13 protein-coding genes are annotated in these 13658 nt (G+C 70.3%); 4 read left to right on the top strand and 9 right to left on the bottom strand.

Annotated features, from left to right (window positions below; genetic code table 11):
* Positions 1-41: 41 nt before the first annotated feature.
* The gene (locus FK530_RS18800; protein ID WP_146437632.1) at positions 42-638 is read left to right on the top strand and encodes a TetR/AcrR family transcriptional regulator; all 597 of its coding nucleotides are present in this window, start codon (positions 42-44) and stop codon (positions 636-638) included.
* A 377-nt stretch (positions 639-1015) separates the two neighbouring features.
* On the opposite strand, the gene FK530_RS18795 is transcribed toward FK530_RS18800, so the two are convergent.
* Together FK530_RS18795 and FK530_RS18790 are read right to left on the bottom strand one after the other, a co-directional pair.
* Positions 1016-1906 (bottom strand): MaoC family dehydratase, encoded by an 891-nt coding sequence (locus FK530_RS18795; RefSeq protein WP_146488511.1) that lies wholly within the window; start codon positions 1904-1906, stop codon positions 1016-1018.
* Between the two features lie 2 nt (positions 1907-1908).
* The gene (locus FK530_RS18790; protein WP_146488510.1) at positions 1909-3267 is read right to left on the bottom strand and encodes a 3-oxoacyl-ACP reductase; all 1359 of its coding nucleotides are present in this window, start codon (positions 3265-3267) and stop codon (positions 1909-1911) included.
* Between the two features lie 105 nt (positions 3268-3372).
* Here FK530_RS18790 and FK530_RS18785 point away from each other — a divergent pair, with 105 nt between their 5' ends.
* From FK530_RS18785 to FK530_RS18775, 3 genes are all read left to right on the top strand, one after another.
* Positions 3373-4656: an acetyl-CoA C-acetyltransferase gene (locus FK530_RS18785; protein WP_146488509.1), complete on the top strand. Its 1284-nt coding sequence runs from the start codon at positions 3373-3375 to the stop codon at positions 4654-4656.
* Positions 4657-4741: 85 nt separating this feature from the next.
* On the top strand, positions 4742-5164 hold the full coding sequence (locus FK530_RS18780; protein ID WP_146488508.1) for a CoA-binding protein: 423 nt from the start codon (positions 4742-4744) through the stop codon (positions 5162-5164).
* A complete protein-coding gene (locus FK530_RS18775) occupies positions 5161-5661 on the top strand; it encodes a hypothetical protein (protein ID WP_146488507.1) in 501 nt (166 codons plus the stop codon). The genes FK530_RS18780 and FK530_RS18775 overlap by 4 nt, the downstream gene beginning before the upstream one ends.
* Here FK530_RS18775 and FK530_RS18770 read toward each other — a convergent pair.
* The 7 genes from FK530_RS18770 to FK530_RS18740 form a co-directional block, all read right to left on the bottom strand.
* The gene (locus FK530_RS18770) at positions 5627-6691 is read right to left on the bottom strand and encodes an acyltransferase family protein (RefSeq protein WP_223120473.1); all 1065 of its coding nucleotides are present in this window, start codon (positions 6689-6691) and stop codon (positions 5627-5629) included. The genes FK530_RS18775 and FK530_RS18770 overlap by 35 nt on opposite strands.
* Positions 6692-6742: 51 nt before the next feature.
* A complete protein-coding gene (locus tag FK530_RS18765; protein WP_146488559.1) occupies positions 6743-8701 on the bottom strand; it encodes a YhgE/Pip domain-containing protein in 1959 nt (652 codons plus the stop codon).
* A 35-nt stretch (positions 8702-8736) separates the two neighbouring features.
* Complete coding sequence (locus FK530_RS18760; RefSeq protein ID WP_146488505.1) at positions 8737-9405, bottom strand: hypothetical protein; 669 nt, start codon at positions 9403-9405, stop codon at positions 8737-8739.
* A 155-nt stretch (positions 9406-9560) separates the two neighbouring features.
* On the bottom strand, positions 9561-11393 hold the full coding sequence (locus FK530_RS18755; RefSeq protein ID WP_146488504.1) for an acyl-CoA dehydrogenase: 1833 nt from the start codon (positions 11391-11393) through the stop codon (positions 9561-9563).
* 115 nt (positions 11394-11508) lie between these two features.
* Entirely contained in the window at positions 11509-12210 is a 702-nt protein-coding gene (locus FK530_RS18750; RefSeq protein WP_146488503.1) for a class I SAM-dependent methyltransferase, read from the bottom strand.
* On the bottom strand, positions 12207-12977 hold the full coding sequence (locus FK530_RS18745; RefSeq protein ID WP_146488502.1) for a deoxyribonuclease IV: 771 nt from the start codon (positions 12975-12977) through the stop codon (positions 12207-12209). The genes FK530_RS18750 and FK530_RS18745 overlap by 4 nt, the downstream gene beginning before the upstream one ends.
* Before the next feature lie 28 nt (positions 12978-13005).
* Positions 13006-13569 carry a TetR/AcrR family transcriptional regulator gene (locus FK530_RS18740; RefSeq protein WP_146488501.1) on the bottom strand — a complete coding sequence of 188 codons (564 nt, stop codon included), beginning with the start codon at positions 13567-13569 and terminating at the stop codon, positions 13006-13008.
* Between the last annotated feature and the right edge of the window lie 89 nt (positions 13570-13658).

The raw sequence follows: 13658 nt of genomic DNA, 5'->3' as shown, positions 1-13658 counted from the left end.
CTGGTGGGCTAGGATCTGACTCGAGAGTAAGGAGGACGCCGATGGCCGGTGGTACGAAGCGTTTGCCCCGCGCGGTGCGCGAGCAGCAGATGCTGGACGCCGCCATCAAGGTGTTCTCGCGCAACGGCTTCTACGAGACGTCGATGGACGCGGTGGCCCGTGAGGCGCAGATCAGCAAGCCGATGCTCTACCTGTACTACGGCTCCAAGGACGAGCTCTTCGCGGCCTGCGTGACCCGCGAGGCCGGCAAGTTCATGCGCAGCATCGAGTTCGACGCCAGCCCCACCCTGCCGCCGCTGCAGCGCCTGCGGTCCGTGATCGCGGGTTTCCTCAAGTACGTCGACGAGAACCGCGACGCCTGGCGTGTGATGTACCGGGAGACCACCGGTCAGGCCGCCTTCGCCGCCCTCTCGGAGAACAGCCGCGAGCGGGTCGTCGAGATGACGGCGGTGCTGCTCCGCGAGGCCGCCAAGTACGCGCCGGAGGACACGGACTTCGAGCTCTACGCCGTCGCGCTCGTCGGCTCCGGCGAGGCGATCGCGGACCGTCTGGCCACCGGCAAGGTCGAGCTGGACCGCGCCGTCGAGATCATGACTTCGTTCCTCTGGGGCGGCATCCGCGGCGAGCGGCCGGAGTGAGTCAGTCGGACAGTTCTTGCCCACCACCGGCCGGAGAGGTGTATGCCCCTGGTCCGAGCCGCGTCGGTCGGGGTCGCCGGGGAAGGTTCCGGCCCAGAGGAGCGCCGCGGCGTCGAGCGCGAGGAAGACCGCGAGGCCGCACCCGACGTGGGTCCAATTGCGCTGCGCCTCACGATCTGCCGTCATGCATCGACACTACGAGATGCTGCATGGCCCGAGTGCGGGAATGTCGGCGCCGCTGCGTGCAGTGACGGGTGTGCGTGCCGCGCATGGCTCTTCTGAACGACTACTGCACCCCCGCGGCCCGCGCGCCCGCACCCGGAGACGACGGTGCCCGCCGCGGCCGAAGCCGGGCGGGCACCGTCGGAGATCAGGACTTACAGCGGCGTGACGGTGGCCGTCACGTGCGGGAAGCCCTTCTTGAGGTCCTTCGCGACGATCTCGGTGCCGCCGGTGGCCTCGTCGCGCGCGACGTACAGCCCGATCCGCGCGGGCAGGATCACCGGCTTGCCGAAGCGCACGTGGTGCACCACCGCGTCGGGGACGTGCCCCTCGACGACGCGCAGCATCGCGGCGGCGGTCCACGCGCCGTGCGCGATCGACGACGGGAAGCCGAAGGCCTTGCCGCCGAGCGGCGACATGTGGATCGGGTTCCGGTCGCCGCTGACACCGGCGTACTGCCGGATCAGCGAGCCGTTCACGGAGAGCAGCGCGTCGGGGGCGCCCGGGCGGCCCTCCTTGGGAGCGGGCCCCGAGGGCTCACCCGACAGCGACGTGCGCTGCTGGATGAGCATCGTCGACACCTCGGAGGCGACCGACGCGCCGGACGCGTCGGTGAACTCCGTCGTGAAGTCGATGAGCATGCCCTTGCGGTGCTCCCGCAGGTTGCCCACCGACGTGCGCAGCGTCAGCGATTCGCCGGGCACCACGCGGCGGCGGCGCGTGATCGTGTTCTCCACGTGCACCGAGCCCACGGCCGCGGCCGGGAACTCGTCCGAGAGGAACAGGTCCATGATGAGCGGGAAGGAGAGCACGTAGAGGTACATCACGGGTACCTCGCCGGTGTTCTTCAGCCCCACGACCTCGCAGTACTCGCCGACCCGTGCGGGATCGACGTCGACGGTGAGCTCGACGGTCCGGTCCGGCAGCGCGGTCTCCGGCTTGAGCGGGCCCTGCTTGCCGACCACGGGCAGGATGCCGCGCAGCCCGCGCGTGAGCACCGACAGGCTCGACGGCGGGGCCTGCAGGACGGTGGTCTTGGTCGCCATGATCAGGCCCCCAGCAGGCTCTGACCGCAGACGCGCACGACGTTGCCGGTCACCGCGGCCGAGGACGGCGCGGCGAAGTAGGCGATGGTCTCCGCGACATCGACGGTCTGGCCGCCCTGCTGCAGCGAGTTCATGAGCCGGCCGGCCTGGCGGGTGGCCAGCGGGATCGCCGCGGTCATGGCGGTCTCGATGAAGCCGGGGGCGACGGCGTTGATGGTGATGTTCTTCTTCGCGAGCACCGGGGTGTAGGCGTCGACGAGGCCGATGACGCCGGCCTTGGTGGCGCCGTAGTTGGTCTGGCCGCGGTTGCCCGCGATGCCGGCGATCGACGAGACGTCGACGACGGCGCCGCCCTCGTTCAGGGCGTCCTCGGCGAGCAGTGCATCGACCAGCTGCTTCGGCGCCTTGAGGTTGACCGCCATGACCGAGTTCCAGCGGCCCTCGTCCATGTTGGCGAGCAGCTTGTCGCGGGTGATGCCGGCGTTGTTGACGATGATGTCGAGGCCGCTGTGGCGCGCCTTCACGAGCTCGGCGATCTTCTTGCCCGCGTCCTCGGAGGTCACGTCCAGCGGCAACGCGGTGCCACCGACCTTGTTCGCGACTGCGGACAGCGCCTCGCCGGCGGCGGGGATGTCGGCGGCGATGACGTGGGCTCCGTCGCGCGAGAGCACCTCGGCGATGGTGGCGCCGATGCCGCGCGCGGCGCCGGTCACCAGGGCGACCTTGCCGGCGAGCGGCTTGTCCCAGTCGGCGGGCGCGGTCGCGTCCTTGTCGGTGACGCGGATGACCTGCGCATCGACGTAGGCGGACTTGCCCGAGAGCAGGAAGCGCAGCGTCGACGCGAGGCCCGAGGCGCCGGTGGAGGCCTGCGGGTGCACGTAGACCAGCTGGGCGGTGGCACCGTCGCGCAGTTCCTTGGCGACGGAGCGGGTGAAGCCCTCGAGGGCGCGCTGGACGATGTGCTCGTCGAGGTCCTCGATCAGTTCCGGCGTGGTGCCGAGCACCACGAGGCGGGCGCTGTTGCCCAGCGAGCGCATCTGCGGGGCGAAGAACTCGTAGAGGGTCACCAGCTCGTCGATCGAGGTGATGCCGGTGGCGTCGAAGACCGCGCCGCCCAGCTTCTCGGCGCCGCGGGCGCCGCCGTTGTTGACGACGAGGTCGTAGTCCGCGAGCAGCTCGCGAACCGGCTCGACGAGGCGGCCCTTGCCGCCGAGGAGGACGGGGCCGGCCAGCGCGGGCTTACCGGCCTGGTAGCGGCGGAGGACCGGCGGCTGCGGCAGGCCGAGCCGGCTGGCCAGGAAGGAGCCGGGGCCCGACTTCACGAAGGCCGCGTAGAAGTCCGTGCTAGGTGCATCAGGCATGTGGGGTACCTCATCCGTGTGGGGTTCCGATAGGCTATCGACAAGCAACTTACTCCAGAGTAAGAATACTCGGTAGTAGCAACCCTCGATTCCAGGGAGAAACCCGTGGCAAACATCGAAACCCGCCCGGTCGCCATCCTCGGTGGCAACCGCATCCCGTTCGCCCGCTCGGATCGCGCCTACGCCAAGGCGAGCAACCAGGACATGTTCACCGCTGCGCTCAATGGTCTCGTGAGCCGCTTCAATCTGCAGGGCGAGCAGCTCGGCGCCGTGGTCGGCGGGGCCGTGCTCAAGCACAGCCGCGACTTCAATCTGATCCGCGAGTCGGTCCTCGGCAGCCCGCTGAGCCCGTACACCCCGGCCTTCGACGTGCAGCAGGCCTGCGCCACCGGCCTGCAGGCGATCAACGCCGCGGCCCAGGGCATCCAGCTCGGCCGGTACGAGGCGGCCATCGGTGGCGGCGTCGACACCACCTCCGACGCACCGATCGGCGTCTCCGAGGGCATGCGCAAGGTGATGCTCGAGCTCAACCGCGCGTCGAGCACCGTCGACCGGCTCAAGCTGGTCGGCAAGCTCCCCGGCAACCTCGGTATCGACATCCCGCGCAACGGCGAGCCCCGCACCGGCATGTCGATGGGCGAGCACGCCGCCATCACGTCCAAGGAGTTCGGCGTCTCGCGCGCCGAGCAGGACGAGCTGGCCTACCTCAGCCACACGAACATGGCCGCCGCCTACGACCGCGGCTTCTTCGAGGACCTGATCACCCCGTACCTCGGCCTCACCCGCGACGACAACCTGCGGCCCGGCTCGTCGGTCGAGAAGCTCGCCACGCTCAAGCCCGTCTTCGGCGTCTCGCTGGGCGACGCGACCATGACGGCCGGCAACTCGACGCCGCTCACCGACGGCGCGTCGACGGTGCTGCTGTCCTCCGACGAGTGGGCGGCCGAGCGCGGCCTGCCCGTGCTCGCCTACCTCAAGGACGTCGAGTACGCCGCCGTGGACTACGTCGGCGGCAAGGACGGCCTGCTCATGGCGCCGACGTACGCGGTGCCGAAGCTGCTGGCGCGCAACGGTCTCACGCTGCAGGACTTCGACTTCTACGAGATCCACGAGGCCTTCGCCTCCGTCGTGCTGGCGACGCTGCAGGCCTGGGAGTCGCCCGAGTACTGCAAGGACCGCCTCGGCCTCGACACGCCGCTGGGCTCGATCGACCGCGCGAAGCTGAACGTCAACGGCTCGTCGCTCGCGGCCGGCCACCCGTTCGCCGCGACCGGCGGCCGCATCGTGGCCTCGGCCGCGAAGCAGATCAAGGAGAACGGCGGCGGTCGCGCGCTGATCTCGATCTGCGCCGCCGGCGGGCAGGGCATCACCGCCATCATCGAGGGCTGATTCCCCAACGTCACCTCGGGCCGTCCACGTGCTGCGAACGCACGTGGACGGCCCGACGTCGTTGCGGCCGTCCTACACTGAGGTCATGAGCGCGACGGACGAGACGATCGAGAAGATCCTGCGCGACTACGACACCATCACGGTGGTCGGGGCCAGCGCCGATCCGGCGAAGGCCGCGCACGACGTGCCCGCGTACATGCAGAACCGCGGCTGGCGCATCATCCCGGTCAACCCGCACGCCGACGAGATCATCGGCGAGCGGGTGTACCGGTCCCTGGCCGACATCCCTGAGCAGGTCGGTCTGGTCGACGTCTTCCGGCCCTCGGAGCAGACGCCCGAGATCGCGCGGCAGGCCGTCGCGGCCGGGGCGACGGCGCTCTGGCTGCAGCTGGGCATCCGTTCGGCCGAGGCGCGCGAGATCGCCGAAGCCGCCGGCCTGCTCTACGTCGAGGACCGCTGCCTCATCATCGAACAGCGCCGCACGCGGATCTCCAGGAGGAGCGCATGAGCTTCGGCATCGTGGTCGTCGCCGTGGTCGCGGTGGTGGCCGTGCTCATGCTGATCGGCGTGGTCTGGTTCCTGCGCGATTCCAACAAGCGCATCAAGGACTTCGCCAACTCCGGCGATCTGATTCCCGGCCGCCCCGGTCGCGCGCCCGCCGAGTGGGCGACCGCCACCTCCACTGAGGCCCTGCTGCACCAGCGCACCCGCTACGCCATCGCCGACGTGCACCGCGGCGCCTTCGCACCCGCCGTCCCGCCTCCGCCGGACTCCGCGATCGACGGTCCCGAGTCCGACCTCGCCGAGCTCGACGACGCGGTCTTCGCCCTCGACGACCGCATCATCGCCGCCGCACAGCTGTCGGGCGAGGAGCGCACGAAGGCGCTCGGGGAGCTCGAGCCCAAGGTCGCGGCCCTGGAGGCGCTGACCGGCAAGCTCTGGGACGCGCCCTCCGCCCAGCGCCGCCCCCTCATCGACGCGACCACCTCCACTCTCCTCCGCTGACGGCCGCGCGCAACCGCTCCACGGAGCGGTGCAGTGCCCACGACAGCACGACGGTGATCGCGGTGGTCACCGCGACGATCGGCCACGTCGAGCCGGTGAACAGCGACCAGCCGAAGACGTCCAGCACCACCACCTCCATCACCATCACGTGGATCAGGAAGAACTCGTAGCTGATGGTGCCGAGCCACACCATCGGCCGCGAGCCCAGCACCCGCGACGGTCCGGTCGCGAACGCCGCGACGAGGAGCCCGCCGATCAGGGCCTCGAGCAGGAACTTCGTCACGCCCTCCGCGACCGTGGGGAGCCGCAGGTCGATCGGACCCGCGAGCGGGGTGAGCAGGACGCCGTACGCCACCGCCGCCGCCGCCAACAACGGCCACCGCGGCAGCCGCACCCGGTCCACCAGAAGCGCCACCGCCATGCCCGCGGCGAACGCGGCCGCGTACCCGGGCGGCCACGAGCGGGCCGTCTTGCCGAAGACCTCCGTCGCGATCACCAGCACCAGCCAGCCGATCGCCACCGCGACCATCGCCGCCGGCACGATCCACGCCCGCCGCACCCGGAGCAGCCACAGGCCCAGCAGCGGAAGCAGCAGGTAGAAGACGACTTCGACGCACATCGACCACATCTGCGTCAGCCCGGTGTGCACGTGGCCGACCCCGTAGATCTGCGTGAAGGTCAGGTGCCGCAGGTACCCGACCCACCCGTGGCCGTGCGGCGAACCGTCGGGCCGCCAGAGGTAGATCGCGTAGACGACGGTGACCACCGTCCAGTACGCGGGCAGGATCCGCCAGGCCCGCGCGACGACGTACCGCCGCAGGTCGGGCAACACTCCGGCCCCGGGCCCCGTGACCGCTTCCGTGCGCGCCCGCAGCCAGGGCCGCACCAGCAGGAAGCCCGACAGTGCGAAGAAGACCGGCACGGCGGTCTCGAGGCGGGCGTAGGCGGCGCCGCGCCAGTCCGCGGTGAAGTCACCGCCCCAGAACGCGGCGTGCGTGACGCACACCCCGAACGCCGCCACCGCCCGCAGGCCGGTGAGCGCGGGGACGTGGCCGGAGCGCGCAGCGGGAGCGATGGCGCCTCAGATCTTGATCGCGGGGATGAGTCTGTCGAGGTTCCAGAGCCGGTTCCGGCGCGCGGACAGGCACGACACCGTGACCGATGCCAGCCAGATGAACAACAGCACCCCGAGCGCGACCCACAGCCGGTGATCGATGCCGCCCAGGATCAGCTGCCGGAGACCGTTGACGCCGTAGGTCATCGGGTCGTACTTGTGCAGGATCTGGAAGGGTCTCGCCGTGGTCTCGACCGGATACATGCCGCCGGAACTCACCAACTGCAGCATCAGCAGCGCCATGATCAGCACGCGGCCGACCGCCGGCCCGACGAAGGCGTTCACAGCCTGCGTGAAGGCGATGAACGCCAGGGAGACGCCCATCATGAAGAAGATCATCGCCACCGGGTGCGCCACCTCGAGCCCCAGCCCGAAGCGCACCACGCAGTACAGGATCACCGCCTGGCACAGGCCGATCGCCGCGGCCGGGAGATAGCTGGCCATCACGACGCGGATCGCGAGCACCTCGGCGGCGATCGCGCGGTTCTGCAGCGGACGGAACACCATCCACAGCACCAGGGCGCCGAAGAACAGTGCCAGCGTGAGGAAGAACGGCGCCATGCCGGTGCCGAAGTTCGGGGCGCGGTTCTCGTGCTGCGCGTCCAGCTGGACGGGGCCGCCGATGGTCTGGGCGACCTGCGACGTCTGCTCCTGCGACCACTTCGGCACGGCGCCCGCGCCCTCGCGCAGCTTGGTCGACAGCTCCTGACTGCCGTCGCGGAGCTGGCCGGTGCCCGTGGAGAGCTTCGTGGCACCGTCGGAGAGCTTGGTGATGCCGTCGTCGAGCGTGGCGTTGCCGGCGGCCAGCTGCTGTGCGCCCGAGCGCAGCTCGGTGAGCTTGGCGGTGAGATCACCGCCGGTCGCGCCGACCTGGGTGAGCAGGGTCTGCAGCGGGCTGCCGGGCGTGCGGAGTTGCTCGGTGAGCGTCGCTGCGGCCGACGAGGCGGCCACGACCTGCTGCTTGGCCGCGGCCGGTACGGAGGCCTGCGCCAGCTGCGCCCGCACGGCGCGCAGGCCCTCGGCCGCCTGTCGCGCCGCCGGATCGGGGCTGGTGGTCAGTTGGGCGATCGCCGCGTCGATCCCGGCGAGCGCGGCGTCCTGGGTCTTGATGAACACCCCGGCCTTGTCGGCGGCGTCCGCCAGGGCGGCGGCGCTCTGCTGGATCTGCGCGGTGTTCCCGCCCAGCCCGGAGAGGGCCTTGGTCACGGCGAGCAGGGGATCGGTGGCCTGGGTGATGCCGTCGGAGAGCTTCTGCGAGCCGGCGCGCAGCTGCGTCGAGCCGGTCTTCGCGGTCCCGAGGCCCGTGGCGAGCTGCTGCGCACCGTCGTTCGCGGTCACCAGCCCGTCGTGGAGCTTCCCTGCGCCGTCGGCGGCCTGTTCGATCCCGGAACCGGCGGTGATCATCATCGACAGCACCTGGTTCACGGCCTGCCCCGAGATGCGGGTGGATACCGCGTTGAGCACCTGCGACATCGCGGTCTGGCCGATGGTGGAGCTGATGTAGTTGTTGGCGTCGTTGTAGACGGCCCGCAGCTGTGCCTTCTCGGGCTTGCCGGTCATGGGGGAGGCGATCGCGGAGGAGAAGTTCTCCGGCAGTTCGAGCATGAAGTAGTAGGTGCCGTCCTGGACGCCCTGCTGCGCCTCGGCGGGGGAGACGATGTTCCAGTCGAGGCTCTTGTCGTCGGCGAGCGACTTCTCGACCTCGGCGCCCGCGTTGATCTTCTGGCCCTTGACCTCGGTCCCCTTGTCGGCGTTGACGAGCGCGACCGGCATCTTGTTGACGTTGCCGAACGGATCCCAGAAGGCCCACAGGTACAGCGCGCCGTAGACCAGCGGCAGCAGCATGAGCACGACGATGGCGGCGCGGGTCAGCCGGCTGCGGCCGAAGCGCTTGATCTCGGAACCGAAGGCGAGGCCGGCGGCGATGGGGATGAGGCGGCTCTTCTTGTCGGACATGGAGATCAGTCCTTCCGGGTCAGGGCGCGGCGGTCGTGCAGGGTGTGCTGCGGGGCGGTGCCGCCGAGGGGGTTGGTGACCCCGACGATCACGGTGTAACGGGTGGAGATCGCGCCGAGGCGCTGCACGGCGTCGGCGCGTCCCGGGTTGTCGCGGACCTGCTCGAGGTCGCCGACGATCAGGATCGGCCGGTTCCCCAACAGCGCCAGGGTGATCCGGAGCAGGAACAGCTGCAGGTCGCTGAGCTCGACGATGCGGGTCTTGCCCGCGGGCCGGTCGAGATCGCCGAAGACCTGGTCCAGCTCCAGGCTGCCCGCGCTGAGCGGGACCATCGAGTACCAGGGTGCGAGCCAGCGCCGCTGCTCGGCGAGCACCGTTTCGACGGTCACGGACTCGTCCAGGTCGTCGATGTCCTCGAAGGCGGCGATGGCGCACTTCTTCCGGATCGCGCCCGGGGTCGTCGCGCCGAGGGCGTCGACGGTGCCGTGGCTCGGCTTGAGCCGCCCGGCGAGGGTGAGCAGCAGCGCGTCCTGGTCGCGGCCGGCGGGCATCTGGACGGCGTGCAGGCCGGGGCCGAACTCCAGGTCGATGCCCTGGAACAGGGGCCCGTGCTCCCCGTCGACGCCGATGTTCACCGCCGCGAGCTGTACGTCGTTCGGCTGGTCGTCATCCATGCGGGGCACTCCGGAGGTCGTCGGCGCAGGTCGGTTGTCGATCCTACGGGGGCGGGTCCGAGGGTGCCGCGCGCACCGTCGGACCCGGGAACGGGCGAGGGCGCCCCGACCGGTGGTCGGAGCGCCCTCGGATGCTCGTTGCTACGAGGCGACGATCAGAACGCGGCCTCGTCGAGCTCCATCGCCTGGTTGTCGAGCGCGGCGATGATGTCCTTGGTGCCGGTGAGCAGCGGCAGCATGTTCGCGGCGAAGAACGTCGCGACGCCCACCTTGCCCTCGTAGAAGGACTTGTCGGCGCCGGTGGCGCCGCCGTCGATCGCGGCCTGCGCGATGACGGCCTGGTGCAGCAGGCGCCAGCCGACCATCAGGTCGCCGAAGGCCATGAGGAAGCGCACCGAGCCGAGGCCCACCTTGTACAGCTCCTTGGGCTCCTGCTGCGAGGCGAGCGCGAAACCGGTGAGCGTGGCGGCCATGGCCTGCACGTCCTCGGCGGCGGTCTTCAGCTGCGCGACCGACGCGGCGAACGGGCCGCCGGCGTTGGCCTCGATGAACGCGGTGATCTGGCCGGCGACGTGGCCGAGCGCGGCGCCACGGTCCCGGAGGATCTTGCGGAAGAAGAAGTCCTGCGCCTGGATGGCCGTGGTGCCCTCGTACAGCGAGTCGATCTTCGAGTCGCGGACGTACTGCTCGATCGGGTAGTCCTGCAGGAAGCCCGAACCGCCGAAGGTCTGCAGCGACTCCTGGCCGAGCAGCGTGAACGCGCGCTCGGAGCCGACGCCCTTGACGATCGGGAGCAGCAGGTCGTTGACCTTGAAAGCCATCTCCTCGTCGGCACCCGAGACCGGGGTCGCGGTGCGGACGTCCTGGTGCGCGGCGGTGTACAGGTACACGGCGCGCAGGCCCTCGGCGTAGGCCTTCTGCGTGAGCAGCGAGCGGCGCACGTCCGGGTGGTGCGTGATGGTCACGCGCGGCGCGGTCTTGTCGGCCATCTGGGTCAGGTCGGCGCCCTGGACGCGCTGCTTGGCGTAGTCGAGCGCGTTGAGGTAGCCGGTCGAGAGGGTGCCGATGGCCTTGGTGCCGACCATCATGCGAGCGTGCTCGATGACCTTGAACATCTGCGCGATGCCCTTGATCTCCTCGCCCACGAGCCAGCCCTTGGCGGGCTTGCCGTGGCCGCCGAAGGTGACCTCACAGGTGGTGGAGGTCTTGATGCCCATCTTGTGCTCGACGCCGGTGACGTAGACGCCGTTCTCCTCGCCGAGGTTGCCCTCCTCGTCGAAGTGGTGCTTCGGCACGAAGTACAGGCCCAGGCCCTTGGTGCCGGGCGCGCCGCCCTCGGGGCGGGCGAGGACGAGGTGGAAGGTGGACTCGAACATGCCGTCCATGACCGCCGAGGTGATGAAGCGCTTCACGCCCTCGATGTGCCAGGAGCCGTCCTCCTGCTTGATGGCCTTGGTGCGGCCGGCGCCGACGTCCGAGCCGGCGTCCGGCTCGGTGAGCACCATGGTGGCGTTCCAGTTGCGCTCGGCGGCGATCTTCGCCCACTTCTTCTGCTCGTCGGTGCCCTCGTCGAAGAGGATCTGCGCGAAGCCGGGGCCCGCGGCGAACATGAAGACGGGCGGGTTGGCGCCGAGGAACATCTCGCCGATGCCCCAGTACAGCGAGCGGGGCACGTCGGTGCCGCCGAGCTCGTCGTTCAGGCCCAGGTAGGCCCAGCCGCCGTCGGCGAACTGCGCCTGCGACTTCTTGAAGGCCTCGTTGATCTTCACCTCGTGGGTGGCCGGGTCGAAGACCGGCGGGTTGCGGTCGGCCTCGGCGAAGGACTCGGCGATGGGGCCCTCGGCCTGACGGGCCGCCTCACGCAGCATCTCCTTGGCGGTATCCTCGTCGAGGTCGCCGTACGCACCGGAAGCCAGCACCTCGCCGACGCCGAGATCCTCGAAGAGGTTGAACTCGATGTCGCGGACGTTGCTCTTGTAATGGCCCATGGGGCTGTTCCACCTTCTCAGATCAGGCTGTCGGACTGTTACCTGTCGGTAAGTTACCGCTCGGTAATATGGACAGGATAACGCGCTCGCCGCGTGCGAACAAGTGCAAGCACGCCTACGGCGCGATCGCCTCCCCGCGGCGCCGACGTGCGCGAACAGCCAGGTCAGTGCCCGTGCCGTGGTACGGATCACTCTCGCGCCATTCCACGTGCTCCACCACCATGTCCTCGGGCAGGGCCGCGGACAGCTCGGCGGCCCCGAAGGTCGGCAGCCCGGGATGGGAGTCGGCCTTCTCGTGGGCCAGCAGCAGGAGCAGCCCGCCCGGTGCGAGCGCGTGCGCGACCTTGGCGATCGCCGCCGCGCGGTCCTCGGGGTCGGGGTGCAGATACGCCCAGACGGCCAGGTCGTAGGGCTGATCGGGGATCGCATCGGTGGTGATGTCGAGCGGGGTCCAGTGCAGCCGCGCGCGGACGGTGCGCGGCGACCGGGCCGCGACGGTGGCCGCCTTGTCGAGGCCGACCCGCGAGTAGTCGACGGCCGTCACGTCCCACGCGCGTGTGGCGAGCCAGAGCGCGTGCCGGCCCTCGCCGGATCCCACGTCCAGTGCGCGACCGGGCGGAAGGATCGTCACCTGCTCGACGATCCACGGATCGGGTGGCGTTCCCCACACCAGTTCGGTGGCGCGATAGCGGTCGTCCCACTCCTTCGCGCCGCGGAGCTGCTTCTCGCCGTGCGCGAGCTCGGCGGGGGAGAGCGGGCCGATCCCGCCGTCCTCGCGCTCCTCGTCGGCCCGGTCGATCCCGTCGGGAGTGCTCACAGCAGGGCCTCCTTGAGGTACGCCACGTCGTCGGCGAGTCCCTCGGACGGGGTCTCGAGGATGATCGGGGCTCCGGCGGCGCGGGCCACATCGGCCAGCAGGTCGGGGTCGATGGTGCCGTCCTGCAGGTTGGCGTGCCGGTCGCGGGCGGAGTCGAACTCGTCGCGCGAGTTGTTCAGGTGCACCAGGTCGATGCGACCGGTGATCGCCAGGACGCGCTCGACGATCCCCATCAGCTCCTCGCCGCCCGCCCAGGCGTGGCAGGTGTCGAGGCAGAAGCCGGCGCCCTGATCGCCCACGGCGTCCCACAGCCGGTCGATGGTCTCCAGCTGGCGCGCGATCGCTCCGTCGCCGCCCGCGGTGTTCTCGATCAGGATCGGCACGCCGAAGCCGCCCTTCTCCTCCTGGCGGGTGAAGAGCTTGCGCCAGTTGTCGATCCCCGCCTGCAGATCCTCGCCGTCACGCAGGTGCCCGCCGTGCACGACGAGTCCGAAGGCCCCGAGGTCGGCGGCGGCCGCGGCCTGCTGCTCGACGGCCTTGCGGCTCGGCATGCGGAGCCGGTTGTTCAGGCTCGCGACGTTGATGACGTACGCCGAGTGCACCACGATTTCCAGGGGCGAGTCCTTGAGGGCCTGGGTCTGCGGGTGCGGTTCCGGCCTCTTCCAGCCCTGAGGGTCGGAGACGAACATCTGGATCACGTCCACCCCCAGCTGCTCGGCCGTTTCGACGGGGTGGGTGTCACTGCGGACATGGGCACCGATGCGCATGCCGCTAGCTTAGGCGTCCGCCCGGCGTTCAGTGTCCGGTCGTCGCGGTGTCGACGGTGGCGCGCACGGCGGCGATGAGGGACTCCCGGTGCCGGCTCAGTCGCGCGGCGGCGTCCGCCTCGCCGGCCAGCGAGCGGAGCGCGGGGGAGGCGCTCGGCCAGGCGGTGATCAGTCCGAGCACGAGCGCGAGAACGTCGACCGCGGCGTCGCCGTACCGGGCGCGCAGGGCGGCGACCTTCGGGCCGTAGGCGTCCACCTCCGACGGTGCCGCGTCGGGCCGTTCGAGGCGCGACCACGTGGTCAGGCGCAGGACGTCCGGATGCGCGCTGAGGTAGTCGAAGAGGGCTCCCGCGTAGGCGGGGAGGTCGTCCGGGGTGAGCGGCACAGCCTCGGCCATGTCCTGCAGCGCCAGGCCCACGACCAGGTCGAAGAGCTCTTCCTTCGGGCCGAAGTGCACGTAGATCGACCGCTTGTTCGCGCTGGCCGACTCGGCGATCCGGTCGACGCGGGCACCCGCGAGCCCGTTGGCCGCGAACTCGGTACGAGCCGCGGCCAGGATGCGTCGCTTGGTCTCGGTGGCGTCGGGTGGCACGCCGGGCACACTACTCGCCGCCAAAGTAACTAACCAGTTATTGACATCGTCGCGCTGCGGTGTCACTCTGGATTCGAAGGTAACCAACC

Origin of the sequence: Tsukamurella conjunctivitidis, from assembly GCF_007858475.1 — a bacterium.
Classification (GTDB): domain Bacteria; phylum Actinomycetota; class Actinomycetes; order Mycobacteriales; family Mycobacteriaceae; genus Tsukamurella; species Tsukamurella conjunctivitidis.
Note: the sequence above shows the minus strand (reverse complement) of the source record. Positions and strands in the feature narration are given on the sequence as shown.

What these genes read in the sequence shown, in the direction of transcription:
- FK530_RS18800 (WP_146437632.1), top strand. Translation starts at nt 42, where the DNA reads ATGGCCGGTGGTACGAAGCGTTTGCCCCGCGCGGTGCGCGAGCAGCAG.
- FK530_RS18795 (WP_146488511.1), bottom strand. Translation starts at nt 1,906, where the DNA reads ATGGCGACCAAGACCACCGTCCTGCAGGCCCCGCCGTCGAGCCTGTCG.
- FK530_RS18790 (WP_146488510.1), bottom strand. Translation starts at nt 3,267, where the DNA reads ATGCCTGATGCACCTAGCACGGACTTCTACGCGGCCTTCGTGAAGTCG.
- FK530_RS18780 (WP_146488508.1), top strand. Translation starts at nt 4,742, where the DNA reads ATGAGCGCGACGGACGAGACGATCGAGAAGATCCTGCGCGACTACGAC.
- FK530_RS18775 (WP_146488507.1), top strand. Translation starts at nt 5,161, where the DNA reads ATGAGCTTCGGCATCGTGGTCGTCGCCGTGGTCGCGGTGGTGGCCGTG.
- FK530_RS18760 (WP_146488505.1), bottom strand. Translation starts at nt 9,405, where the DNA reads ATGGATGACGACCAGCCGAACGACGTACAGCTCGCGGCGGTGAACATC.
- FK530_RS18755 (WP_146488504.1), bottom strand. Translation starts at nt 11,393, where the DNA reads ATGGGCCATTACAAGAGCAACGTCCGCGACATCGAGTTCAACCTCTTC.
- FK530_RS18745 (WP_146488502.1), bottom strand. Translation starts at nt 12,977, where the DNA reads ATGCGCATCGGTGCCCATGTCCGCAGTGACACCCACCCCGTCGAAACG.